Consider the following 25,194-nt stretch of genomic DNA (forward strand, 5'->3'; position numbering starts at 1 on the left):
TGAGAGATGAAGACGGTCATTTATGCATTAATAAACGATAAAGCCTATTCGTGGCATTTAACTTTGGATGTAAGGGCCGATATGGCCTATTGGTTCGGCGAGCATCCGAATTCTCTGAAGATTTGGGTGCTTGAACCTGCTGTTTCATTTGGACAAGCTCTTGCGTTGACTGTCAAGCTGAATGAAATGCAAAAAAAGACCAAGCAAGCCAAGAGTTGCTCTCCGGATGTTCTGCTGAGGGAGATTCAACAACAGGCAGAACGCCTGGATATACCGCTAGCGAGACGAGTTGACAGCCATCAGGGGCTTCTGCTTGAGTGTGACGCCCTCCAATGGGAAGGATACAGGCAGACGGCGGAAGGAAGTGCGACCGTCCGACAGGACGAGCTTGCGAAGCTGATTAGCATCTTGCAAGGTCGCAGCTTACTTATAGAGGAAATGAATCAATTGATGGAACACCATGGGCTGCTGGGGGCTATGAAGGAACCTTTACTCTATATGCAAATGGGTTATTTGCACGGTAAACTGCAGTTGAGTCAAGGCATCAGCTTGCATTATAAACGAACCTTTCCATCTCTGAACCACAAGCCGGTCTATGAATGCCGACGCTGTGGAGCGGATGCCATGCATATGGTGATGACGGATTGTTTGTTTTGCGGGACCTCTTGTCCCTATTGTGAGCAGTGTTTGACGATGGGCCGCTCACGCTTTTGTTCTATTCTGGTCAGTGTACCTGCTAACCAGCATATGGATCAGGAGAAAAGTCCGAAGGCAGAAAAAGAACATGATCTCCAACGATACATAGAGCCTTGGGGATTGAGTAATGTGCAGGCAGAAGCCTCTTATTTAGCATTAACTTTTTTGAAAGGAAATGAATGGGAGTCTGGTTCCAAACCTAAATACCATAATAAACCGCAGCAGTTTTTGATATGGGCTGTTACTGGCGCTGGTAAAACCGAAATGATTTTCCCTATGATTCAATATATGCTGAACCGAGGCAAATGCGTTGTCATTGCTACTCCCAGACGTGACGTGGTGCTGGAGCTCAGGCCAAGGCTGGAAAAGGCTTTTGCTCCGCTGCCGGTAGTCACGTTGTATGGGGGAAGCGAGCAGCGCTGGGATACCGGAACCCTGACGATAGCCACCACACACCAACTGCTGAGATTCGAGCGTGCGTTTGATCTGGTTATTATCGATGAGATCGATGCGTTTCCTTACCACAATAGTCCCATGCTTGAATATGCGGCCCGTAAGGTCTGCACGACTGGTGGTGTAACCCTGCTGCTGTCAGCAACACCTCCCAGACAGCTTCAGAGAGCCGCTGAGCGCGGTAGGCTCCCTCATGTGAAGGTGGCAGCAAGATATCATCGTCATCCGCTGCCAGTACCTGTCCTGCTGCCTACACCTTCCTTGTCACAGCAGCAAAAACGTGCCGCTATTCCGCGCAGCCTTCATGATAAACTCAACATTTCGTTAAACAGAGGCGCACAAATTTTTATTTTTGTACCCAAAATCCAGCTTATAGAGCCGTTCGTGCTGCTCCTGAGACGCATATTCCCTGGAATCGTCATACAAGGCACCTCCTCCAAGGACGAGCTGCGCGCGCAAAAGGTCACCGATTTTCGCAATACGAGCATCCGTATGCTGGTGACAACGACGATTCTGGAGCGTGGGGTAACGATAGCCAAATCGGATGTATATATTATGGATGCTGACGCCCAGCTATTTGATTCGGCGTCACTTGTGCAAATGGCTGGTCGCGCGGGTCGTTCTGCGGATGATCCGGCAGGTCTGGTATTTTTTGCAGCCAAGGAACGAACACGTGAACAAGTGGAAGCCGTTCGACAAATCAAGGCGATGAATGCCTTAGCCAGAAAGAAGGGATATTTACGTTCAAAGAAAGAACAGAGCCCATGAATACACCGGGTAACCCGCGTAAGCAAGGTCCGGTTCCAGTTAAGAGTACGGGTGCACGTATAAGTCAGTGGCTATCAGATCGTCTGAAGCAAGCAGAGCACCTGTTGTCGCCAAGCCGTTATTCCTGCATTGCATGCAGTGGTTCCTATACCAAACGCGGGGAGCTGCCCTTATGTCATACTTGCAGCGCCTCCATTCCATGGATCTTGCATGTTGAATGCGAATGCTGCGGTCGCCCCGAAATCTGTGGGGACTGCAGTCGGCGCCAAGAGACCTTTTTTGTACAAAATCGCAGTGCTGTCAGCTACAGCCCGCTCATGAAGGAGTGGCTTGGGATTTTTAAATACCGAGGTCATGAAAAGCTGCGAGCCTTGCTCGGCAAAATGCTGCTACACGCCTATCATATGCACCATAGGCAGGCTGAATCTCAAAGCACTGCAGGCTCTTATGTTGAGCTGCTAACCTACGTGCCTTTAAGTGAAAGACGATTAGCCGAGCGTGGCTTTAATCAAGCAGAGCAGCTAACCGAGGAACTTGGCCGGCTAACCGGTATTCCGGTAATTGGTCTGCTCGAACGGGTGCGCCATACGGATAAACAAAGCTTCAAGACACGCGGAGATCGATTGGCTGATTTACAAGGGGTATTTGCGCTTAATCCTGCTGTCCGCAGCAGCTTGCAAATGATGACGTCACGTAAGGCCGTAAGACTGTATGTGATTGATGATGTATATACCACTGGCAGTACATTGAATGAATGTGCAAAAGTGATCACAATGGAGCTGGATATAGCCGTATACGGGATTAGCTGGGCAAGATAAATATTTATTTCCATAAACGTTCCAAATTATAGTGTACAAGCGTTTGACTTGTAAGCTACACTAGATGTAACATGATGCTATTTTTTGATGTTTCGGAAGGGGATAAAATAATGACTTTAAATGTGGCTAATTGTCAACGTTGTGGGAAAGTCTATTTAAAGAATATGTATGGCATGTGTGGAAATTGTATTAAGGAAATCGATCTGCAGTATGAGAAATGCTTGAAGTATTTAAGAGAGCACCGTTCCTGCTCTATCACTGATTTAAGCGAAGCGACCGGGGTATCTCATCAGCTCATCACCAAATTTATTCGTGAAGGGCGCATCTCGATTAAAGGCAACCCGAATATGAGCTATGATTGTGAAGTATGCGGTACTGCAATTCGTGAACATACGATGTGCGATTCATGTCGCTCCAAGCTGGCCAAGGACACCAACAATATGCTTGAGGACGAACATCGTAAAAAGCTGAGGGAAACCCAAGAGAACCACAACACATTTAAAATTCAGGATCGTTTAAAGGATCGTTATTAAAACAATTCATTCTCAAAACTTAATATAAACTTTTGCTGTAACTTCACCGATAAAAAGTATAACGCTTTATCGGTGAAGTTATTTTAATTGAAAGAAGGTGTTTTCATGAAGATAAATGGAACTAATCGGATCGGTGCCGTTAATCAATATCAAAAGAACCATGATGCTCTGTCTGTCTCCGCAACTGGTAAATCCGGTAAGAAGAAAGATCAAGTGGAGATATCGAGTGAGGCCAAGGAGCTGTTAGGTTCATTGAATCCTTCAAAGGTGGAACACTCAAAAGAAAAAATTGAATCATTAAAAAATTCAGTTGCAGCTGGAACTTACAAATTGGATGCCAGGACACTTGCAGAAAAGCTTTTTCCGTTTATAAATTAATACTGAATCTAAACAACTAGGTGGATGAGTAGTATGGCATTTCAGGCTTTGATTCAAACAATGACGGCATTCAATGATGTACATGATGCCTTGTGCGAGTTGGCTGAAGAGAAGAAGCAGGTGCTCATCCACAACAATGTGGAGAGGCTGACGCAAATCGTTAACAAGGAAAACAAACTGATCAAGCAGCTGGGAGAGTTGGATCAGCAGCGCTTGGAAGTGATCGGAAAATTTTTAATGGAAAAGGGCTACAAGCCTAATCCCAAAGTGACCGTGAGCGATTTAACGAAAATCATTTTTAATATGGAAGAAAAGAAAACCTTGCTGGCGCTGCAGAAGCAGCTTCTAGGTACGATACGAAAGCTTAGGGAAATGAATCAATTGAATCAACAGCTAATCGAGCATTCGTTATCTTTCATCGATTATTCTTTGGATTTAATCGTGGGACCGCCCGATGATGAAGCCTTTTATCATAAGCCTCAGCACAATGCTCGTGGCAACAACAAGCGACTTGGCATTTTTGATACCAGAGCATAACAGGCACAAGCCTCACATTATACACGAGCACGATCAATTGGAAGGAGACCTCGCGCTATGCGTTCAACATTTGGTGGAATAGAAATATCGAAGCGTGCCTTATTTACACAACAAGAGGCGTTGAATACAACCGGTCATAACGTAGCCAATGCCAACACACGCGGATATACTCGTCAAGTAGTCAATATGGTTGCAGCAAAGCCAATGGAAGCCATTGGACTTCAGAGAAGCACAGTGCCTGGACAGATGGGACAAGGGGTTGAGTTTTCCTCGATTACACGAATTAGGGAAAAGCACCTTGATTCCCAGTTCTATAATGAAAATAAATCATCCGGCGAGTGGACCGTACGTCAAGATACGCTTGATAAGATCCAGGGCATAATTAATGAACCATCGGATACAGGAGTTCGACAAGTAATTCAAAATTTTTGGAATGCATGGCAGGAGCTAAGTAAAGCTCCAGATAATTTGACGGGGCGTGCCGTTGTTAAGGAGAGTGCCTTGGCGATGGCAGATGCATTCAATTTTGCATCGAAGCAATTGAGCAATCTTTCTCAAGATTTGACTGATAATATTAATGTAAAAACGACCTATATTAATTCAACAACTGATCAAATTGCTAAGCTTAATAATGAAATCTACCGCATTGAGGGTTTGGGGAATAATGCGAACGATCTTCGAGATCAACGTGATGTATTGCTGGATGATTTATCGAAAACCATTAATATAACCGTTAAAGAGGATGATAGCGGCTATACGGTATCCATGGGCGCTCAGGTCCTGGTAGATGGTTTTAACGTGGCTTCTACGGTTACTGCTGGTTCGCTTCAGGGAAGCTATGGTGGCGATTTAAGCAGTGGAGAAGTGTATGGCATGATCCAATCAAGAGATGTATTGGTAACTTCATATCAGAACGAAATCGACACCATGGTTAAAACGATGGTCGAGGGCGATGTAACAGTTACCTTGCCAGCAGGGTCCGTTGTTCCGGAAGGTACCGTTGTAGGCACGAAAACTTATTCAGGATCAGTAGCAGATAGAACACTTAAGGAATCGGATAATAGAAATATTACCGTTAAGGGCTTTAATGGACTGCACAAGCTTGGTTATGTACTCAATAATGGTACGTTTGCTACGGGTGAGGATTTCTTTAAAAGTAGTGATGGTGGTGCTATCACTGCAGCTAACATTATCGTGAACCCTACTATTGAACACAACGTTTCCAATATTGCTGCAGCACTCAGAACCTATGTAGATCCGGTAGATAATGTGGAGAAAGTGGTTCGAGGTAATAACGATATGTCGCTACTCATAGCAGGACTTCGTCAGCAATCCTTCAACTTCGATCCGACGGGCACGGGGACTGTCGTTTTGAAGGACGGTACGTTGGATGAATTTTTCCGAGCTGTGGTTGGGCAATTGGGTGTGCAGGGGCAAGAGGCTGATCGGCAGGCCGCGAATCAAAAGGTTCTGGTTGAGCAGGTGGATGCCAGAAGACAATCGGTAAGCGGAGTTTCCATGGATGAAGAAATGGCGAACATGATTAAATTCCAGCATGCTTATAATGCAGCGGCCAGAGCGATGACCGTCTACGATGAAGCACTCGATAAAGTAATTAACAGCATGGGTGTCGTAGGCAGATAATATTCGTTAGTTTCTTGAAAGAAAGGAGATGTCCAGATGCAAAGAGTTACCCAAGGGATGATGAGTACTCAATTCCTGCGTAATTTAAATAATAATCTCAAAGGTATGGACAATTTGCAAAATCAGCTGTCAACAGGACGACGGTTGAATAAGCCATCCGATGATCCAGTAGGTATCAGCTTTTCAATGCGTTATCGCAGCGAATTATCGGCCAATGAGCAGTTCCAAGCCAATACAAATTCTGCTACCTCATGGATGTCGTTTACAGACACTGTAATGGGTCAGGCAGGAGAAGTAGTTCAGAAGCTTCGAGAAATGGCAGTGAAGGCCTCGAATGGAACAAATCCACAAGCTGCTCTAGATACGATGAAAGCAGAGTCCTCTCAGCTTTACGAACAAATGGTCGACATTGGGAATAGTCAATTCAATGGTAAGTATGTTTTTAACGGTGAGTTGACCAACTTAAAGCCTTATACACTAGAAAATGCAGTAACCGAAGAATCCGATACTGGGATGATAGATTTCGAGATTGGTGCTGGGGTTAAAATAGCTGTGAATGTTCCCGGTAATCGTGTGTTTGGCGAACAAACAGATACGGATAATATGTTTAAAATTACACAGGATTTTATAAAAGCACTCGGTGATGGTGACTTCACGGCAATCAATAAGGCCATCGGGGACTTTGATTCACGAATGAACAAATTTCTGGATGTACGTGCCGATATTGGAGCTAAAATGAATCGAATTGAGCTTACCGATGAGAGATTGAAGGATATTAGCTTAAATGTAGAGAGTCTGCAATCCAAGACGGAGGACGCCGATATGGCTGGCGTTATTACGAATCTGAAGGTTGCAGAAAATATTTATCAGGCGTCCTTATCAACTGGAGCCAAGATTATTCAACCGAGCTTAGTCGATTTCTTGAGGTAATTATTAAGGGGGCCGATTGAAATGTTTCCTATTCCTCAGCTTCAATTTCGCTCAGAGAATGCAAGCTATCGGATTGATTCCGATGCTGCAGAACAACAAATCAGGCAGCCGCGTCCAACGCAGGAGATTGAGCAAGTGCCTGCGCAAATGGATATCAAGCAACCTAAAGGGACTATGGATATCGATCAAAGCAAAGCATGGGACGCTTTGGGCAAGGCTAACAATATGGAAGTGATGCTTCGCATTTATTCCGGAGCGCGTGACGTTTGGCTGCAGGGCATAGCCAAAAGGGTAGAGGATGGCAACCGGATGTGGGCGATCCATGAGGGTGGGAATCCTATCGCCGATATGGGCCAGGATTTCCGGGTCAGTTTTCCAGAGATGAATTTTGCCGGGGAACCCTCTTACGATAATGTCGACATTCATTATGAAGCGGGTAAACCGGATATTCAGGTCCAAGAGGGTGGAGCGAAGATCACAGCGAGAGTCAATCCACCGGAGATCAGTGCTCAACGAGGTAAATTTGACTTTCAGATGTTGAGCTATGCCAAAATTGAGTTTACTCCACCGCAAATTGATACTAAACTATAGACTAACAAGTCTATAGTTTTTTATTTTTTGGGAGGGACTACACTATTATGGAAATAAGCACGTTTCGTTTTGGCAAGATCGAGATTCAGAATACAGAGATCATTACTTTTCCTCAGGGAATACCTGGGTTCGAGCAATTGCACCAGTTTGTTATTATTAAGCCGAACATGGAACTTCCCTTTTCTTTCCTCCAATCCGTTGAGGATGGGGATGTTGCATTCATAGTTGTAAGTCCATTTGCCTTTTATCCAGAGTATGAATTTGAAATCTCTGAGGACGTAAAGCAGGAATTAACCATTGAGGAAGAAACAGATGTACTGGTTTGGAATATCGTATCGATTCGTGAAAGCCTGGAAGATGCGACAATCAATCTGCTTGCGCCCATCATTCTAAATAATAAAGACCTTCTGGGTAAACAAATTATTCTGCAAGGAACGAAGTATACAGTTAAGCAAAAATTAATTCCCATCGAGCAATCCATTATGGAAGGGGGAGATGTGTAATGCTCGTCCTTGCCAGAAAAAAAGGTGAATCCATTATCATTGGTGATCAGATTGAAGTCATTGTGTTAGGTGTAGAAGGTGATGTGGTCAAGCTCGGTATTCAGGCCCCTAAGAATGTGCAAGTAAATCGTAAGGAAGTGTATGAGGCGATTAAACAGAATAACCGAGAGGCATCTTCTGGAATGGCTGATATGGAGCAGCTTAATAAGTTGTATGGGAAGCGGGAAAAATAAAATCTGGAATATTTTAAAATCACTATTCATATTTGGAGTTGAAAGTTCGATATAGTCTATAGGCACTATTCGACAGGAACGGCCGACCTGTTAGGGTAGTATGTCAGAATCCCCCACATGGAAGTGGGTAACCCATTCAAGGAGTGAAAAGACAATGAGAATTAATCACAACTTAGCAGCAATGAACACGCACCGTCAATTAACGAACAACACAGCAGGCACTAACAAATCTTTGGAGAAATTGTCCTCAGGTTACCGTATTAATCGTGCAGGCGATGACGCTGCTGGCTTGGCAATTTCCGAAAAAATGCGCGGTCAAATCCGTGGTTTGGATCAAGCTTCCCGTAATGCTCAGGATGCAATCTCTTTGGTACAAACAGCAGAAGGCGCAATGAGCACAACCCATAACATTCTTCAACGTATGCGTGAACTTTCCGTACAATCCGCGAATGATACTTCAACTGACTCCGACCGTGCCCAGCTTCAAAAAGAAGTTGAACAGTTGAAATCCGAAGTTGACCGCATTGCTTATACAACTGAATTTAATACAAAAAAATTGTTGAACGGTAGCTTGACTGCAACTAAAGAATTGCAAGGAACGAAGGCTGCTTCTGTTAAGATTGATGCTGCTGATCTGGCTGCATCGGCTGGACAAGCTACTGGGGGAGCTTCGATTTCTGAGCGTGGGGCTGTACAGACTGTTACGGGTACTGGATACTCCGATACAGGCTTTAACGCACTGGACGAGAAGGTGAAAATCGTTACTGGTGTTAATGATACTTTTGGTTTCACAGTAAACGGTACACAGTTCTCCGGTGGACAAATTGCCGCTTCAACTGGATCAGGTTATACACGGGATGAGTTTGCTAAAGCAGTAGAAGCAGCAATTAACAATGTATTAACTGCATCAGGAGTAAATGTAGAAATTAATCAGGTTAAAGTTTCGGTTACATCTGACTTTAAGTTGAAGTTATCTACAGCTGAAGCTGGCCGTGAAACAGCTTTATCAATTGATGTTCCATCCACTAGTGGCCAATCTGCTCTAGCAGCAATGGGCTTTAATGGTTATCAGAATAAAATTGAAAGTACACTTGATTACAGTGCGGGTAAGACATTTATTGATGGTTCCGGTTCTGGCTCATTTACTGTAATATTGGGTGGATTATCTGGTACTGTTACTTTTGTTTCCGGTCAAGCTTATGATAAAACAGGAATTATTAATAATATTCAAACTCAACTGGATACAGCATTCGGTGCTGGTGTGGTTAAAGTTGGTGACGCAGATGGCGATGGCAAGATTGAGATTGAATCTTTAGTTAAAGCCAAAACCTTCACACTTTCTGGTACTGCAACTCAAACGGGTGTTGCTGATATCTTTGGTGGCACTAACGGAGATTCAGGTGGAATTGTTAACTCCGGTACATCAGTAAAAACAGCTGGAACCAACACAACTCTTGGTTACTCAACAGGTATTAATATCGCTGCTGGCGTCAATGACCAATTTAATCTTGCTGTTGACGGTGGAGCGGCTGTTACCTTAACATTGTCTGCCAAGCTGTACGCAACCAAACAGGATCTGGTAAACGAAATTAATAACCAAATTGGAAGTAACACTGATTTGACAGGTAAAGTTCAAGCGAGTTTGGATGCTTCTAACAAAGTGGTCTTTACTTCTGTTAAAACAGGTTCCGCGTCTTCGGTAACCGTTTCAGCATCTCCAGCAGCAGATCAAAGTGCACTAGGAGCAATTGGATATGGTCCTTCCGTAGGAGTAATTTCTGGATCGGTTGATATCTCATCTGGCTTCAGATTCAGCGGAAGTAACAGTACAGTTGATAACTTCAAGCTGACTGTAGTTCTCGGTAACAAATCAGCAACGATCAATCTTCTGGATCAACCGAATATTCTGCAAAGTACTTCAGTAGCTTCTGGTAACCAAACTAAGGATTCGATTATCAAGGGTCTACAAGCAGAATTGGACAAAGCGTTTGGTAAAGATGCGATTAATGTAAGTACGGTTATATCGGGTGATACGGAAACCCTAAGACTTACTTCAATTACAGCAACCTCCAAATTCACTATTACGTCAGCAATAGGTGCGGGTTCTGGTGCATCTGCTCTATTTAATGCAACAGGTTCAGGTGCGGGAGTGTTGGGTACGACACCGACAAATGTTACTACAACAGGAGTCGATGCCGTTGACAATACGCTTGCAACGAACACATTGTTAAGCAATTTGACTGATAAAGATAACAATAATCTTGGATTAACATCCGGTAATGTTATTACTTTTACAGGAACCCAAAATGGTAAGGAATTCAAGTCCACCTTGACACTTGATTCGAATTCCACAATTGGCGATTTGCTAGGTAATATCCGCGCGGTTCCAGCTTTTGCAGGAGCTTCCGTTGCCCTTGACCTTGCCAAAGGAACAATCAACATTACTGGTAAAAACGGTGAGAAATATGATTTGAGCAATTTAAAGCTGCAAGCTCAAAAATCGGCTGTTGATACTACCGCAGTCGGTAATTTCAACAGAGCCTTTGGTTCTTTCGAAGTTACTCAAAAAGCACAAGATGCTGCTACTGATTCTTCCCTAAGCATGCAAATTGGTGCTAACCAAGGTCAAACTGTTGCTCTTGATATTAATAATATTGATGCCAGCACATTGAAAATCTCTAATGTTGACGTAAGTACAAAAGAGGGTGCTCAATCTGCAATCAGTGTTGTTAATAACGCAATTGAATCTGTATCCCAAGAGCGCGCTAAGCTTGGAGCCATTCAAAACCGTTTGGAGTACACAATCAACAACCTGGGAACATCTTCGGAAAACTTGACAGCATCCGAGTCCCGTATCCGCGATGTGGATATGGCGAAGGAAATGATGGACTTCACCAAGAACAACATCCTTTCTCAAGCAGCTCAAGCAATGTTAGCTCAAGCGAATCAACAGCCGCAAGGCGTTCTTCAACTCCTTCGTTAATCTTTGACACCAGGCGAAAGACTCTAGAGATTTCTAGAGTCTTTTCCTGTATATGCTTACGTGGCGATTTAATTCCACAGAAGTGGTCTGAAGGGAGAAGGGGAGCGGCATGAGAATAAATCATAATATGTCGGCAATCAATACGCATCGACAATTTACAGATAATAACCAGGCTGTACAGAAATCAGTAGAACGATTATCTTCGGGATATCGTATTAACCGCGCAGGTGATGATGCAGCTGGCTTGGCTATTTCAGAGAAGATGCGTGGGCAAATTCGAGGTTTGGACCAAGCATCCCGTAATGCGCAGGATGCCATCTCATTGATCCAGACAACCGAGGCGGCTTTAAGTACAACACATAGTGTATTGCAGAGGATGAGGGAGTTGGCTGTCCAATCGTCCAACGATTCCAATACCGATTCCGATAGACTGCAGGTTCAAAAAGAAATGGATCAGCTTAAACAAGAGATCGACAGGATTGCATATACATCAGAGTTTAATACGAAGAAGCTATTAAATGGAAGTTTATCGGCTGCCAAGAATCTACAGGGTACAAAGGTAGTTTCGAACGCTATAGATGCGGCTGACCTAATGGGAACAGCAGGCCAGGCGATAGGTGGCAGTTCTATTACGGAAAGAGGAACTGTGCAGACGATTACCGGCTATGGATACTCGGAGACGGCTTTCAATGCATTGGATAAGAAAATTAGAATCATCACAGGTGTAAATGATAATTTCACATTTAACATTAATGGTGCAACTACTGTATCCGGTGCATTCATTGCAGCAAGTACGGGATCAGGGTATACCCAGGAAGAGTTCAGCAAAGCAATCGAACAAGCGATTAATACAGCATTAAAGCAATCAGGGCTGTATGTGGAAAAGAACCAGGTGCAAGTATCGGTCATTGATGGCAAACTTCAAATCATGACCAAGGAAGCAGGAGACCAAACTATTTTTTCAATAGGTTCTGGTTCATTTAATCGATCTGCTTTATCTGCGATGGGCTTCAGGGGCTATCAGGATAAAGTTGGGGGAATCATGGATGCGAGTGCTGGAATCAATATTACGAGTGGTGCAACCTCAGGGCAGTTTGTTGTAAACCTTGGAAGTGGCACTGCTACCATTACACTTGCTGATAATACGAACTATTCCTTTGAAGAATTGAAATCAGAGATACAGAGGCAATTGAATACTGCTTTTGGGGAAAACGCTATTCGGGTAGGTAGTAGCTCGGGGAAATTGGAGTTATCCTCTCTTGTTAAGACTGATCTTTTTAATGTTTCTGGGGCAGCAGGTCTCACGAATATTTTTGGTCTTTCAACGAATACCTCAGGTGGAATTATTCAATCGGGTTCTGTGATCTCACATGAGGGATTGAATTCTACTTTGGGCTATTCCGATGGAATTTTCATTGCTTCCGGGGTTAACGATCAGTTCAGGCTAGCAGTAGATGGAGGCGAGTTACGCACCATAACATTAGCATCCAAGCTTTATACCACCAAGGAACAGCTAATCAGTGAGATTAATAACCAGATTGGGGCAGACGTTTCATTGACGGGTAAAGTGCAGGCTCGTCTTTCTGCCGACAACAAAGTGGAGTTTGAATCGGTGTCTACAGGCTCTAACTCCTCAGTGACGATTGTTAATCCGGAAGCAGATGACCGAAGTGCCTTAGGTGCATTGGGGTTCGGTGCTGTTGCAGGTAATATCTCAGGAACTGTTAACATCGCAGGTGGTGTAAGCTTGAGTGGTCTTGGAAACAACCTGGATCAGTACAAGCTGAATATTGTTTTGGGAAATAAATCAGCGACCATAAACTTGCTGGATCAGGCGAACATAGAAAGAGCAACGACCACAGGCTCCGGGCTTACGACGAGAGATGCGGTCGTCAAAGGTTTGCAAGCGGAGTTGGATAAAGCGTTTGGTTCAGGGGCTATCCATGTATCAACCAGTGTCAGTGGTCTTAACGAGACATTGCGCTTAACGACAGTAACCGCCGCATCGAAGTTTTCTATAAGTTCAATTGCAGGGGCATCGGGTGCAAATGCGTTATTTGATACCTCATTAGTTGCCGGGGCTAAGATAACAGCGGCTGTAGGTACAACACCAACGAACAGAGTTATTACAGGTACTGACAATGTTGACCGTACACTCTCAACGAGTACGAGGTTAGCTGATCTGATTGATGATAACCATAATAATCTGGGTCTGGAAACGGGTAATGTAATTACATTTACCGGTACGCAAGGAGGCAAGGGCTTTAGTGCATCATTTGTGGTAAAGGATCAATCGACCATTGGAGACATAACGGCATTAATGAGATCTGTAGAAGCGTTTCAAGGTGCTTCAGTAGGATTGGATTTAAAAAAAGGTGCTATCAGCATTGATGGTAAACAAGGTGCTCAGTATGATTTGAGCAATTTGGTGCTATCAGCAACTAAATCAGCTACCGATTCTACCCCTGTTGGTGGATTTAATCGACCATTTGGGGAGTTTCATGTTACTCAACAGGCTCAGGATGCGACGAAGAATACATCTCTGTTGGTCCAGGTTGGTGCAAATCAAGGCATTGTTGATTCCATCAATGTGAATAGTGCGGATACAACATCGTTAAGACTCACTCATATTGATGTCAGCACAGCTTCAAGTGCTCGTTGGGCTATTTCCGTCATCGACAATGCCATAGAACGGGTTTCTGATGAGCGTGCTACACTGGGTGCTATTCAGAATCGCTTGGAAAATACGGTTTATAATCTAAGTGTATTTTCTGAGAACTTGACATCTTCGGAATCCAGGATTAGGGATGTAGATATGGCTAGAGAAACAATGTCCTTTGCAAAAAATAATATACTATCTGAAGCATCAAAAGCCATGCTGGCTCAAGCCAATCAGCAATCTAAAAGTGTTTTGATGCTGTTGGGGTAGCCCTTTTAATAAACAAATAAATAAAGAGATTCCAAAGAAGTCCCATGGAATCTCTTTATTTATTTGTTTATTCAGAATTTAATGAACCGGAATCATAACAATTAATTTATGGGGGTAAGAGACTTCATTATTAATATCTAAAATTCGGTTCATAGAATAAGCAAGCTCATAGCGATTTTTTGTGGTTTCATCAATTATTTTGTTAACTAAATGGTTTGTAAAGTTGTGAGTAGATATTCAAATTTTAGTAATTAATGCATTCTCATCATTCTGTTCAAGTTTAAGGAAAAAAATTTCAAGAGCAACGGAGAATAATTTTCCTCTATTGATTTTTGTGAAAAATGCCGATATAAGTACTTATTGAAGATTATTGGGGGACATACTATTATGATAGTAACAATTAATGAAAAAAGGTACAGTTTTACACAAGATGAACAGGGGGTTAAAGAGTTATTTGAGACTATAACCAAACTAGAACAAGAGACGAAATTAATCTTTGATCATATGAGTGTAAATGGAAGCCAGTTATATAATAAGGAATTAGATTTAGACTTGCTAACTGAGGAGTTATTAGAAATAGAAGTTGCACTTTTCTCAAAAGAGGAGCAAGTTGATAGCCTTAAGCAAAGTACAAATGAGTATGTAACAGGAGCTACACCCATTATTTTGGACCTATCCGAAGATTTTTATAGAACTCCTTCAGTCGAGGCATGGAACCAATTAACGGTATTATTCGATTCTCTGGGCTGGGTATCAGATGTTCTCTCTCTTCTAGAGCAGAATGTAACTTCACCAGAAAATATTAAGATAATTGAATTGAAAAAGGAATTAATTCAAAATGTTGAAGAGCTTCAAGAGGCCTTGAACAATAAAGATCATATTATGATCGGAGATATTCTAAAATATGAAACTAGCAAAATATACTCAGGTATAGCGGAATACACCCAATGATAAATCAGGAAAAGAGAGATAACATGATTCTTATTGATAATGTGGCGTACCTTAAAAAAAAATACTCTAATATCATCAATTTTTACGAGTCGGTAGAAGATCAATTGCAGTTAGAGCACTTAACGGTAGTTACTTCCAAGAGTGGATTGCCTACTCTTGAGATAGTCAACGACAATAGTAAGTCTCTCTTACACAGTAAGTACGACCCTAAAGAAGAAGCGTCCTATTGGATTCGTGAGTATGAGAATCAGATCCATGAGTATGATCATTTGTTTTTTTATGGTATCGGTTTTGCTTATCATGTTGAACTGCTAATGGAACGCTATCCGGATAAGACTTATTCTTTATATGAACCTGATATCAGCATATTGTATAAGTATTTATCAATGCGAAGTCTTTCTGAGCTACCCCTTAAACAGTTGAAAAACTTTTACGTAGACTACATGCCTGCTTTTACAGCAATAAACGTCTCTCAATTTGTTGAGAATATGCAAGAGAAAGTACTCGTTATCACACACCCTGTATATACAAGGATTTATGCAGAAAAAGTAAAAGGATTTGAGAAGCAATTTAAGGAAACCATTGCTACGCGGAGGTCTACATTAAATACTAATGTTGCTTACGAAAAGTTGTGGAGCGTTAATAGCTTGCATAATTTTTATAAGGTATTGGAGACAACCAATATTTTTCAATACAAACAATATTTCGAAGGTAAGCCAGTCATTATGGTAGCTGCAGGCCCCTCGCTTGAAGATGAAATTGAGAACCTTCGTGAAATAAAGGAAAAAGGGTTGGCCTACATCTTCACGGTAGGATCTGCGAATAAAGCTTTAATTACTCAAGGGATTTATCCTGATGCTATTTGCACATATGATCCTAACACATACAATCACTTGGCATACGAGGAAATTATAACTAATCAAATCAAAGAAATTCCTATGATATTTGGAACTAGCGTGGGGTATAAAACCGTTGAGCTTTATCCGGGTCCTATGCTTTATATGGTTACAAACCAAGATACAGTTTCACAGTTTTATTTTAAGGATCAACATCTGGCAGAAAATGATCAGATTGTTGCAGATGCGCCTACAATTGCTATTGTTACACTTCAGCTTCTTTATAAATTAGGTTTTAGTCGGATTATACTAGCAGGTCAAAACTTTTCTTATCGGAACAATCAATACTACGCTAAGGGGATCAAGTATCAATATAGACAGAGTGAGGAATTGAGTGAAGCAGAGAAGGCTAACTTAATTATGATTGAAAGTGTTGACGGCTCGGAAGTCCCAACTGTAGCTAGTCATGATATGGCTCGCAAGCAGATGGAGTCAATTATTTCTAATTATAGGGAGCAATATGGCTCTGAAATATATAATACAACTCAGGGTGGAGCTAAGATTGAAGGGGCGCCATTCAAGTCCTTACTGGAGATTACCGACGAATTCTTAACCGAATCTATCGTTGAGAAGGAATGGTACAAGAAGGCGACTCCCGCTTTCGATACTGTTCAATTATTGAAGCAGTCCAGACTTATGTATGAAAAGTATGAAGTATTTCCTAAGTTTTACAACGATGCAATAAAGCAACTCAAAAAGATGGATACTTTAGTTAAGGTTAAAGGGGCATCTCAACTTAGTAAACAATTTCCAAAGCTTGATAAGATTTTCAAAAGTATGTTTAAAAACGAATATTACGATGTCTTTATCCGACCTATGAGTAGAAATCAATTACAATATTTAAATTTGGCCTCACAAGAAATTAGAACCGAAATGGATATTTATAAAAAGGCTGAAAAAACCATCACTGCATTTACTCAATTTTTGGCTAATATACAGAAACTTTATACAGAAATTGAATTTTTGTTCAATAGTCTGACCAAGATTATTGAATATACCGCACAAGAGAATCAGGAGATAGAGAATGCTGGAGGAGATAAAGGATTGAAACAGGAACACCTTTGGACAAGTGATTTCGGAGCACTTTACACTGAAAGAAATATATACTCGACCAATGAATTAGATGATGCCTATAAGACTGACTATGGTGTAACACGTACAGAACTCAACCAGAGGTTTCTGGATGGGGTACAGATAGAATCGATTCTTGAAGTTGGTTGTAATGTAGGAAATCAGTTGAGAGTGTTACAAGATATGGGGCAAGACAAGCTTTATGGAATTGAGTTACAGTCATATGCAGTCGAGAAAGCCAAAGAACTAACAAAAAATATTAATATTATTCAAGCCAATGCTTTTGATGTTCCTTTCCGTGACCGATATTTTAGTATGGTCTTCACGAGTGGGGTGTTGATTCATATTTCACCGGATAATCTCCCGAAAATTATGAGCGAAATGTATAGAATGACGGACCGTTACATTTGGGGCTTTGAATATTATGCAGAGCAGTTGCAAGAAATTGCATACCGTGGTCATGATCAAGCAATGTGGAAAGCAGATTACGCCAGAATGTTTATGGACATGTACCCAGATCTGGAATTAGTTAAGTTTGAGAAAGTTAAATATGTAAATTCGGATAATGTCGATGCGATGTATTTGCTGGAGAAGAAGGGATAGATTTTATGGAGATTATCCCATTTAGGATGGAGTCAAAAGAAGATTGGGATAGTTTTTGTATGAATCATCAAGGTTCATGGTTTTGGCATACTACTACCTGGATGGAATATACAATGAACAGTAGTCTATCGGCATGTAAAGAAAACCTCTCATTTTTTGTGAAAAAAAAGGAACAAATTTTGGCTATTGTACCTTTAATCAAAGAAAAAAATGATAATGTAGTAACATTATCTTATAGCGGGGGCCCTTTACCCGCTCCTCTGGTTAGAGCTGGTTTGAGTGAAAAGGAAAATAAAGCAGTGGAAACTGCTATTTTTGAGAACATTAAGATACAAGGAATAAATCATCAAGCCTTGCGATTGCAAATGAGGTTATCAAATGCAAAGATTTCAGAAGTATCAGATGTAGAACCTAGTTATTTGAAATATAATTATTATGAAGTGCCTTCTTACACATCAATTCTGAATATTAGTAAGAGTTTTGATCTTATCTTTACTGGAATTCATCCAAAACATAGACAATCCATTAAACAAGCCCAAAAATTTCTAGCTGTCGCTCGAATATACGATGCGAATTCAATTTCTTCAGGCACTATAAAGCAGTTTAAAGAAGCATATTTCAAAGCGGCTGGAAAGGTAACGAGACCTCAAAAAACCTTTGATATATTATATGATATGATAATGGGAAAAAGGGGTATCTTGCTGGAGCTATCAATAGGTTCTGAAATTCATTCTTATATTTACATTATTTATTATAAAAAGTATGCTTATTATGCAATGGCTTGTAGTGATGCCGAGAGCCCGATAGGTTCCCATATTCTTCATGTAGAGGCTATCAAATATTTAAAAGATATTGGAGTCACTCATTACGAGTTGGGTGAGCAATTTTATGGTTCTTCTCCGTACTATGAAGTCAACGATAAATTAGTAACGATAAGTAAATTCAAAAAACGATTTGGTGGGGCGTTAGTTTCGCAGCCTTTTGGAGAGTACGTCTTTAACAAGAGTGAGATCGCTCCTATTTGGAATCAGAGAGTGGATTCTTATATAGGCCAAATCGATAGATAGGAGGCGTATTATGTTTCAACTTTACGGATTACTTGGAGAGCAAATCAACGATGATACTCTGGCGGTTTGTAGAACAACGTATCAAAAGTTTTCTTTGCCATTTATGATTAATGAAGTAGCTATGAAGCTTAAGCTGAACGAAAATGATACCTTACTGGAGCTTGGTTGTGGCACAGGAACCTTATTATTTCCATTATCGCTCAAGGTTAAATCAGTTGTAGGTATTGACCATATAGGAATGATAGATAGGTTGCGCAAATCGCCGATAATGGACAACTGTACACTTTTAGATGGAAATTGGCTTGAGGATAAGTTTGTTTTACCACCAGTAAACAAAATATTGATATACAGTGTCATTCACTATATGAAATCCATGGAGGAAGCATTTGTATTTATTAGCAAAGCGTTGGACTCATTAAAGCCGGGTGGCATGATGTTAATTGGCGACATTCCGAATATGGATAAGAAGCAAAGATTCAATACTTCGGATATTGGAAGGCGGTTCCAAGAACAGTGGAACAAGGAAAGACAAAAGTTTCGTACAGAAGAAGAAATCAAAAGAGATGAGTATCTGAGCGGAGTGACCAAAAGAAACGATGAAAACTCCTTAACATATGGACAGGATGAGGAAGTATTAAGCTTTGATTTTACTGATGAAATGATTGCCCAAACTATTTTGTATATAAGAAAACTTGGTAATGAGGCATATTTGCTTCCACAAGATAAATCTTTACCATTTGGATATACACGAGATGATTTGCTTATTATTAAGGGATAGCCATGAATTATTATAACGCGGCAGTTATTGGTCTTGGCAATATTGGTCTATATTATGATCTGGATCGTAAAAGAGTTCGTCCTTCTAGCCATGCTCTTGCTTATGAACTGAATGGAAGCTTCAGATTGATCGCAGGTGTCGATGTAAGCTATGAACGTCTGAAAACCTTTAAGGGTATGTTTCCCCATGCAACAGTGTTTTCAAAAATATCAGAAATGCTGAGTGGAGATACTCTGGATGTAGTTAGTATTTGTACACCACCTCAAGGAAGATATAATATTATTAAAGAGATATGGATGGACTCGAATATTCGATTATTATTTTGCGAGAAACCTATTGCTTCAAGTACCGAAGAGGCGCTGATTATACGTTCAGAAATTCCAAGGAGTAAAGTCGTTCTCCCTAACCTTTCAAGACGTTACCACCCTGTTATGCGTAAACTAGCAACTGATTTGAATTTGTTGAAATGGGGAAAAGTCCAGAAAATTCAAATTAAATATACAAGAGGTATTCGAAATACAGGCTCCCACATCTTTGACTTGGTCAGATGGCTCGTTGGTGAAATTGTCTCAGTAAACGTAATTAATAGAGTTTGTACCAGTTCAGATAAAGAGCAAGACCCTACGTTTACATTTTCTTTTCAAACTGATAATAATGTTGAAGGTATTGCAATCGGCTATGACGATCAGCATTATTATATGTTTGAGATAGAAATTTATTGTGAATCAGGAAAGATTGAAATAAAGAAGAGTGGGGATGAAATCGCATATTACGATGTAGGTGAGCATCCTTTATTTGAAAGCTTTGGTTATTTACATGTACGAGATAATCAGACCAATCTACTAAGCAATTCCAACATGAGTTCTGCACTAGAGCATATACAAGACATTTTAGATAACGGAGTTGCTCCTGTTTGTTGCATAGACGATGCCATTGTCCCACTATTTATTGCTGAGGCAATAGAACGTTCATATCAAGGAGGTAACTCTCAAGAGAAAGTGAGGAAGCTCTGTGAGTAAGCTAGCTCTACTAGGCGGTCAGCCCGTCAGGAAAGAAGCCCTCCCATGGGTGAATACTATGGGGCCAGAAGAGACCGCAGCAGTTGTTGAGGTCATGAATTCTGGTTGTATATCAGCCTATTACGGTCGTGCCGGGGACAGATTTCTAGGAGGTCCGAAGGTTCTTGGGATAGAACGCGATTTTGCGCAGAAATTCGGTTCCCGCTTTGCAATATCCGTTAACTCTGCGACGACTGCGCTTCATACTGCTGTCGCTGCTTGTGGGATCGGCCCTGGCGATGAAGTATTGGTCACCCCTTATTCGATGGTTGCTTCGGCTACCGTAATTGTTATGAACAATGCAGTACCTGTATTTGTAGACATCGATCCCGAGACTTATAATTTGGACCCGAGCCAAATTGAGAAATGGATAACTCCGAGAACCCGCGCGATTATTGTAGCCAATATTTTTGGCTTGCCAGCGGCACTGAACGAGATTATGGTGATTGCCAGGAAGCATGGACTTTATGTCATAGAGGACAATGCACAGTCTCCGGGGGCGTCCATCAATGGCAAGCAAGCAGGAACGATTGGCGATATAGGGATTATCAGCTTGAATTACCACAAGGTTATTCACAGTGGCGAAGGCGGTATTCTTCTAACAGATAATCCAGGCTTGGCACACAAATGCCAACTGATCCGCAACCATGGAGAAGCTGTAGTCGATGACTTAAATGACCATGAAACCGTAGTCTTAGGCTCCAATTACCGTATGACGGAACTACATGCGGCAATTGGTATTGAACAGCTTAAGAAGCTGGATTCTTTTCTAGCACAAAGGCGGGCTTTGGCTGAAAGATTTACAGCTGGATTAAAGCAGATTGACGGATTAAAAGGTGTTAGGATTCCAGAAGGTTACGAGCATTCGTATTATGTGTATCCTATTCAATATAGTAAGGAAACATGGGGCATTTCTCGGGACACTTTTGTGCAAGCCTTAAAAGCAGAGGGCTTTCCAATGGGTACTGGATATGTGAAACCGATCTATTGGCTACCTATGTACCAGCACAAAAGGGTGTACAATCAAACCCAAATTCCTTTCTCGTTAATCGATCATCCGATTCAGCAGTACGTTAAGGGAATTTGTCCGGTTACAGAACTGATGTATGAGGAAAAAATGATCGTTGCCGATGTATGTAGGCTTCCATATACGGAAACAGATATCGACGACGTGTTGGAAGCTATCGAGAAAATAAGGTCAGAAAGAGGCCGTCTCCATGAATACGAAACTCATGGTGTTTCTAGCGCATGACCCTGGTAGCTATGATGTAACAAATCCTGTTTATACAAAATTGTCTGATAGGAATCATACTGTTAAATATTACTGCATGGGGCCTGCAGCTTCCTTAAATCCACAGTATGCAGCTTCTGAACACGATTTTTTAGCAGAACTACATGCATATTTGGGAGCAGGGATAATAAGTGTCTTGGTGACGGGTAGGAGCTGGGGAACCGACCTGGAGCCTCGGGCAATCCGCTTATGTCAGGACTTCCATATTCCAACGGTGGCCATATTGGATTACTGGAGTAATTACACCATGAGGTCAGCAGATCCTTCTTGTACTTCAATTTGTCCAGATCACTATGTAGTAATGGATGAGCTCGCCAAGAATGAAGCGGTATTGGCGGGTGTGCCACAGTCGGTGATTCGTGTTCTTGGCCATCCAGGCTTGGACCGTTACGTGGGCTATCGGTCTCTACAGAGCAAGCCGATCAGCAATGTGCCCAAGCTATTATTTTTATCTCAACCCTTATCTCAACTATATGGAGATTCATGGGGGTATACCGAACAATCCGTGCTACAGGATTTGCTTCGTGCAGTTGAGCAGGTTCCTATGCAGTTGGATGTAAAGTTTCATCCTAAAGACAACTCATCCTTTAAAGAGCAATATGGATCGATATCGGTTACAGGTGACCTGATTGAACTAATACCTCAGTATGATTTGGTTATTGGTATGAATTCCATGGCTCTTCTACATGCAGTCATCATGGGAGTCCGTGCAGTAAGCTATCAGCCGCAGCTACAAATTCCAGACGTATGCATAACGACCAAGCTGGGTTTAACGCCGTTGATTAGTACCTACTCGCAGTTGACAGCCTATTTACAATCATTACCGTTATTATTGGATAACAAGGAAACTGACATACAAATCCATAATAAAGCTTATCTGTGGTTCGATGGACAATCAGCGGAAAGAGTTGCTTTATTTATAGAGGATGTGAATCGTAATGGGCAAAATTAATGTCATAGTCGCAGCTAGAATGACTTCATCTCGATTGCCGGGCAAAATTTTAATGGAGCTTGGAGGAAGACCTGCACTGGTTCGTCTGATCGAACGTCTCAAGCAATCCAAGTATATTCATAATATAGTTATCGCTACAACAACGAATATACAAGATGATAAGGTAGTAGCAACTGCAGTGGAGCAAGAGGTTGAATACTTCAGGGGAAGCGAAGAGGATGTTCTGCTTAGAACGGTTCAGGCAGCGCAAGCAACAGATACGGAATTCATCGTGCAGGTTACTAGTGATTGTCCTTTAATTGACGCGGAAACAATAGACGCAGCGATTGCTAGAATGCTAGAAAATCCTTATTTGGATTATGTCGGTAATCATCTTGTTAGGACTTATCCGCTTGGCTTTAGTGTAGAGGTTTTTAGAACAACTACATTAGCGGAAATAGCTACGATTACGAATGACCCTGCTGATCGCGAGCATGTATCACTTTATATGTACGAGCACCCTGAGGTTTACCGGTTATCTAATGTGGAAGCACCATATTTTTTAAGACATCCTGAGTATAGATTAACTTTGGATACACGAGACGATTATGAACTGATCAAGCAGGTGTTCGAACAGCTGTATCCGGCAAATCCGAATTTTACACTTTATGATATTATTCGATATCTAGATAATAATCGCCAATTAACCAAAGTAAACCAACATATTACACAAAAAAAAGCCAGGTAATCAGAGAGGGGGATACATGATGAAAGGCTTTTTTACAGATAAAAAAGTGTTGCTAATTGGAGGTACGGGAACGATTGGTTCGAGCTTGCTTCGAACGATTTTGTTGGACAATCCAGCAGTAGTACGTATATTCAGCAGAGACGAACACAAGCAATTTGAACTCCAACAGCGTATGTCCGGCTATCAAAATATTAGATATTTAATTGGGGACATTCGAGACCCGATTCGCGTGGAGAGAGCGATGCAAGGTATCGATTATGTATTTCATACCGCAGCTATGAAGCACGTGCCTTCATGTGAATATAATCCGTTCGAAGCAGTACAAACCAATATTATTGGAACCCAGAACGTTATTCAAGCGTCGCTTAACGCAGGTGTGAAAAAGGTTGTGTTCACAAGTACAGATAAGGCAATAGCCCCTACCAATACTTATGGTGCATCCAAACTGATGGCTGAAAGATTGATTGCTTCTGCCCAATTTCAAACCGGGCCCAAGTCGACGGTTTTCTGTGGGGTTCGTTTTGGCAATGTGATGGGTTCGCGTGGGTCAGTCATTCCGCTATTCCAGTGGCAAATTATGAATAAGCGTGAAATTACAGTTACGGATATGGCGATGAGCCGTTTCATGATGACCCTTAGGCAAGCTACGGATCTTACTATTCAATCACTGCAGCAAGCTCAAGGAGGCGAAATATTCGTACTCAAAATGCCGATAATCCGTCTTCGGGACTTAGCAGATGTGATCATTGCACACTCCAGTCGCAAATTGCAGATAGATCCGGAGTCGGTTGCTATTAAAGAGATCGGTTTACGGCCCGGAGAGAAGATGTATGAAGAGCTGATGACAGATGATGAGTCTGCCAATGCAATTGAATTGAAGGATATGTTCGTGATTCCTAACACTTTCCTTGATTTCGTGCCTCAGTATGAAGATGCTCGGCCAGCTGAAAGGCATACCTATTCTTCGCACTCTACTGAGCCAATCTCCAAACAGGATCTTGAGACATTGCTTACTAGTCATCAGTTATTGGATTCTTATGAATAGGGGATTAACTATGAATACAGTAATCATTATTCAAGCCCGCATGGGCTCTACAAGGTTGCCAGGTAAAGTAATGCTTCCTCTGCAGGAGCAGTCGGTATTATCTCATGTGATCCAAAGAGCGAGCGCGGTTAGTAATGCAACCGCTGTTTACGTGGCTACGTCTGACCTCGTTGCCGACAATATCATTGCTGCTGAAGCATTGAAGTATGATGCTTTTGCTAGTCGTGGTAGCGAGAGCGATGTTTTGTCTCGTTACTATGAGGCTGCCGTTCAAGCACAGGCAGATCATATCGTACGTATTACATCGGATTGTCCCTTGATGGATCCGCGAGTGGTTGAAGACATTATCGCAGCGCACTTATTAAGTGGGGCGGACTACACTTCGAATACACATAAGCGTACATATCCACGTGGGCTTGATGTTGAGGTATTTACGATGCGTGCGTTGAAGGAATCCTATGAGCTTGCAGATTCAATACTCCAACGAGAGCATGTGACTCCTTATATATATCAGCACCCTGAACAATATCATATAGAACATATATGCTATGAACAGGATTTCTCGGTTCATCGCTGGACGTTGGATACGGAAGAAGATTGGCGAGTCATTCGTGCTATATACGACGGGCTACATCCACTGAAACCACTTTTTGGTTGGCTGGATGCATTGCAGTATGTCAACGCTCATCCCGAAATATCGACATGGAATGAGCATGTAGAACAAAAGAAGTAAGGTAAATTACGGTGATAAATAAAATA

Annotated in this window: 21 protein-coding genes and 3 pseudogenes; all 24 read left to right on the top strand. The window is 41.7% G+C overall.

Annotated features, from left to right (window positions below):
• Nucleotides 1–6: 6 nt before the first annotated feature.
• The 24 genes and pseudogenes from LRL21_RS32000 to LRL21_RS32115 all read left to right on the top strand — a co-directional run bounded on the left by LRL21_RS32000 (nt 7) and on the right by LRL21_RS32115 (nt 25,168).
• Nucleotides 7–1,917, top strand: coding sequence for an ATP-dependent helicase ComFA (locus LRL21_RS32000; protein ID WP_240419837.1), 1,911 nt, complete (start codon nt 7–9; stop codon nt 1,915–1,917).
• Nucleotides 1,914–2,735: a ComF family protein gene (locus tag LRL21_RS32005; RefSeq protein ID WP_240419838.1), complete on the top strand. Its 822-nt coding sequence runs from the start codon at nt 1,914–1,916 to the stop codon at nt 2,733–2,735. Before LRL21_RS32000 ends, LRL21_RS32005 begins: the two co-directional genes overlap by 4 nt.
• 110 nt (nt 2,736–2,845) lie before the next feature.
• The gene (locus LRL21_RS32010; RefSeq protein ID WP_240419839.1) at nt 2,846–3,268 is read left to right on the top strand and encodes a flagellar protein; all 423 of its coding nucleotides are present in this window, start codon (nt 2,846–2,848) and stop codon (nt 3,266–3,268) included.
• A gap of 105 nt (nt 3,269–3,373) precedes the next feature.
• A complete protein-coding gene (gene flgM, locus LRL21_RS32015; RefSeq protein ID WP_240419840.1) occupies nt 3,374–3,646 on the top strand; it encodes a flagellar biosynthesis anti-sigma factor FlgM in 273 nt (90 codons plus the stop codon).
• 33 nt (nt 3,647–3,679) lie between these two features.
• Complete coding sequence (locus LRL21_RS32020; RefSeq protein WP_240419841.1) at nt 3,680–4,183, top strand: flagellar protein FlgN; 504 nt, start codon at nt 3,680–3,682, stop codon at nt 4,181–4,183.
• A gap of 57 nt (nt 4,184–4,240) precedes the next feature.
• On the top strand, nt 4,241–5,827 hold the full coding sequence (flgK, locus tag LRL21_RS32025) for a flagellar hook-associated protein FlgK (RefSeq protein ID WP_240419842.1): 1,587 nt from the start codon (nt 4,241–4,243) through the stop codon (nt 5,825–5,827).
• Nucleotides 5,828–5,863: 36 nt separating this feature from the next.
• Complete coding sequence (flgL, locus tag LRL21_RS32030) at nt 5,864–6,757, top strand: flagellar hook-associated protein FlgL (protein ID WP_240419843.1); 894 nt, start codon at nt 5,864–5,866, stop codon at nt 6,755–6,757.
• A 21-nt stretch (nt 6,758–6,778) separates the two neighbouring features.
• Nucleotides 6,779–7,348 (top strand): DUF6470 family protein, encoded by a 570-nt coding sequence (locus LRL21_RS32035; protein ID WP_240419844.1) that lies wholly within the window; start codon nt 6,779–6,781, stop codon nt 7,346–7,348.
• Between the two features lie 47 nt (nt 7,349–7,395).
• A complete protein-coding gene (fliW, locus tag LRL21_RS32040) occupies nt 7,396–7,851 on the top strand; it encodes a flagellar assembly protein FliW (protein ID WP_240419845.1) in 456 nt (151 codons plus the stop codon).
• Entirely contained in the window at nt 7,851–8,084 is a 234-nt protein-coding gene (csrA, locus tag LRL21_RS32045) for a carbon storage regulator CsrA (protein ID WP_240419846.1), read from the top strand. The genes fliW and csrA overlap by 1 nt, the downstream gene beginning before the upstream one ends.
• 181 nt (nt 8,085–8,265) lie before the next feature.
• Nucleotides 8,266–8,598: pseudogene (locus tag LRL21_RS46965) on the top strand (flagellin N-terminal helical domain-containing protein); the annotation flags it as partial.
• A 2,217-nt stretch (nt 8,599–10,815) separates the two neighbouring features.
• Nucleotides 10,816–11,067: pseudogene (locus tag LRL21_RS46970) on the top strand (flagellin); the annotation flags it as partial.
• A gap of 109 nt (nt 11,068–11,176) precedes the next feature.
• Nucleotides 11,177–11,597, top strand: a pseudogene (locus tag LRL21_RS47360) (flagellin N-terminal helical domain-containing protein); the annotation flags it as partial.
• Nucleotides 11,598–13,387: 1,790 nt separating this feature from the next.
• Nucleotides 13,388–13,996: a flagellin gene (locus tag LRL21_RS47365; RefSeq protein ID WP_275901017.1), complete on the top strand. Its 609-nt coding sequence runs from the start codon at nt 13,388–13,390 to the stop codon at nt 13,994–13,996.
• 387 nt (nt 13,997–14,383) lie between these two features.
• A complete protein-coding gene (locus tag LRL21_RS32070; protein WP_240419847.1) occupies nt 14,384–14,947 on the top strand; it encodes a hypothetical protein in 564 nt (187 codons plus the stop codon).
• The gene (locus LRL21_RS32075) at nt 14,944–17,517 is read left to right on the top strand and encodes a pseudaminic acid biosynthesis-associated methylase (protein WP_240419848.1); all 2,574 of its coding nucleotides are present in this window, start codon (nt 14,944–14,946) and stop codon (nt 17,515–17,517) included. Before LRL21_RS32070 ends, LRL21_RS32075 begins: the two co-directional genes overlap by 4 nt.
• A gap of 26 nt (nt 17,518–17,543) precedes the next feature.
• Nucleotides 17,544–18,584 (top strand): hypothetical protein, encoded by a 1,041-nt coding sequence (locus LRL21_RS32080; protein ID WP_240419849.1) that lies wholly within the window; start codon nt 17,544–17,546, stop codon nt 18,582–18,584.
• A gap of 10 nt (nt 18,585–18,594) precedes the next feature.
• Nucleotides 18,595–19,362 (top strand): class I SAM-dependent methyltransferase, encoded by a 768-nt coding sequence (locus LRL21_RS32085; protein WP_240419850.1) that lies wholly within the window; start codon nt 18,595–18,597, stop codon nt 19,360–19,362.
• A gap of 2 nt (nt 19,363–19,364) precedes the next feature.
• Nucleotides 19,365–20,381 carry a Gfo/Idh/MocA family protein gene (locus LRL21_RS32090; RefSeq protein ID WP_240419851.1) on the top strand — a complete coding sequence of 339 codons (1,017 nt, stop codon included), beginning with the start codon at nt 19,365–19,367 and terminating at the stop codon, nt 20,379–20,381.
• A complete protein-coding gene (locus LRL21_RS32095) occupies nt 20,374–21,672 on the top strand; it encodes a DegT/DnrJ/EryC1/StrS family aminotransferase (RefSeq protein WP_240419852.1) in 1,299 nt (432 codons plus the stop codon). Before LRL21_RS32090 ends, LRL21_RS32095 begins: the two co-directional genes overlap by 8 nt.
• Nucleotides 21,638–22,663 carry an alpha-2,8-polysialyltransferase family protein gene (locus tag LRL21_RS32100; protein WP_240419853.1) on the top strand — a complete coding sequence of 342 codons (1,026 nt, stop codon included), beginning with the start codon at nt 21,638–21,640 and terminating at the stop codon, nt 22,661–22,663. The genes LRL21_RS32095 and LRL21_RS32100 overlap by 35 nt, the downstream gene beginning before the upstream one ends.
• Nucleotides 22,650–23,390 carry a cytidylyltransferase domain-containing protein gene (locus LRL21_RS32105; RefSeq protein ID WP_240419854.1) on the top strand — a complete coding sequence of 247 codons (741 nt, stop codon included), beginning with the start codon at nt 22,650–22,652 and terminating at the stop codon, nt 23,388–23,390. Before LRL21_RS32100 ends, LRL21_RS32105 begins: the two co-directional genes overlap by 14 nt.
• A 19-nt stretch (nt 23,391–23,409) precedes the next feature.
• Nucleotides 23,410–24,435 carry a UDP-N-acetylglucosamine 4,6-dehydratase family protein gene (locus LRL21_RS32110; RefSeq protein WP_240419924.1) on the top strand — a complete coding sequence of 342 codons (1,026 nt, stop codon included), beginning with the start codon at nt 23,410–23,412 and terminating at the stop codon, nt 24,433–24,435.
• 10 nt (nt 24,436–24,445) lie between these two features.
• Complete coding sequence (locus tag LRL21_RS32115; protein ID WP_240419855.1) at nt 24,446–25,168, top strand: cytidylyltransferase domain-containing protein; 723 nt, start codon at nt 24,446–24,448, stop codon at nt 25,166–25,168.
• Nucleotides 25,169–25,194 lie beyond the last annotated feature (26 nt).

The organism is Paenibacillus periandrae, assembly GCF_022458865.1.
Classification (GTDB): domain Bacteria; phylum Bacillota; class Bacilli; order Paenibacillales; family NBRC-103111; genus Paenibacillus_S; species Paenibacillus_S periandrae.

Coding starts and splice junctions, on each gene's coding strand:
- LRL21_RS32000 (WP_240419837.1), top strand. CDS start 7: ATGAAGACGGTCATTTATGCATTAATAAACGATAAAGCCTATTCGTGG.
- LRL21_RS32005 (WP_240419838.1), top strand. CDS start 1,914: ATGAATACACCGGGTAACCCGCGTAAGCAAGGTCCGGTTCCAGTTAAG.
- LRL21_RS32010 (WP_240419839.1), top strand. CDS start 2,846: ATGACTTTAAATGTGGCTAATTGTCAACGTTGTGGGAAAGTCTATTTA.
- flgM (WP_240419840.1), top strand. CDS start 3,374: ATGAAGATAAATGGAACTAATCGGATCGGTGCCGTTAATCAATATCAA.
- LRL21_RS32020 (WP_240419841.1), top strand. CDS start 3,680: ATGGCATTTCAGGCTTTGATTCAAACAATGACGGCATTCAATGATGTA.
- flgK (WP_240419842.1), top strand. CDS start 4,241: ATGCGTTCAACATTTGGTGGAATAGAAATATCGAAGCGTGCCTTATTT.
- flgL (WP_240419843.1), top strand. CDS start 5,864: ATGCAAAGAGTTACCCAAGGGATGATGAGTACTCAATTCCTGCGTAAT.
- LRL21_RS32035 (WP_240419844.1), top strand. CDS start 6,779: ATGTTTCCTATTCCTCAGCTTCAATTTCGCTCAGAGAATGCAAGCTAT.
- fliW (WP_240419845.1), top strand. CDS start 7,396: ATGGAAATAAGCACGTTTCGTTTTGGCAAGATCGAGATTCAGAATACA.
- csrA (WP_240419846.1), top strand. CDS start 7,851: ATGCTCGTCCTTGCCAGAAAAAAAGGTGAATCCATTATCATTGGTGAT.
- LRL21_RS47365 (WP_275901017.1), top strand. CDS start 13,388: ATGAGATCTGTAGAAGCGTTTCAAGGTGCTTCAGTAGGATTGGATTTA.
- LRL21_RS32070 (WP_240419847.1), top strand. CDS start 14,384: ATGATAGTAACAATTAATGAAAAAAGGTACAGTTTTACACAAGATGAA.
- LRL21_RS32075 (WP_240419848.1), top strand. CDS start 14,944: ATGATAAATCAGGAAAAGAGAGATAACATGATTCTTATTGATAATGTG.
- LRL21_RS32080 (WP_240419849.1), top strand. CDS start 17,544: ATGGAGTCAAAAGAAGATTGGGATAGTTTTTGTATGAATCATCAAGGT.
- LRL21_RS32085 (WP_240419850.1), top strand. CDS start 18,595: ATGTTTCAACTTTACGGATTACTTGGAGAGCAAATCAACGATGATACT.
- LRL21_RS32090 (WP_240419851.1), top strand. CDS start 19,365: ATGAATTATTATAACGCGGCAGTTATTGGTCTTGGCAATATTGGTCTA.
- LRL21_RS32100 (WP_240419853.1), top strand. CDS start 21,638: ATGAATACGAAACTCATGGTGTTTCTAGCGCATGACCCTGGTAGCTAT.
- LRL21_RS32105 (WP_240419854.1), top strand. CDS start 22,650: ATGGGCAAAATTAATGTCATAGTCGCAGCTAGAATGACTTCATCTCGA.
- LRL21_RS32110 (WP_240419924.1), top strand. CDS start 23,410: ATGAAAGGCTTTTTTACAGATAAAAAAGTGTTGCTAATTGGAGGTACG.
- LRL21_RS32115 (WP_240419855.1), top strand. CDS start 24,446: ATGAATACAGTAATCATTATTCAAGCCCGCATGGGCTCTACAAGGTTG.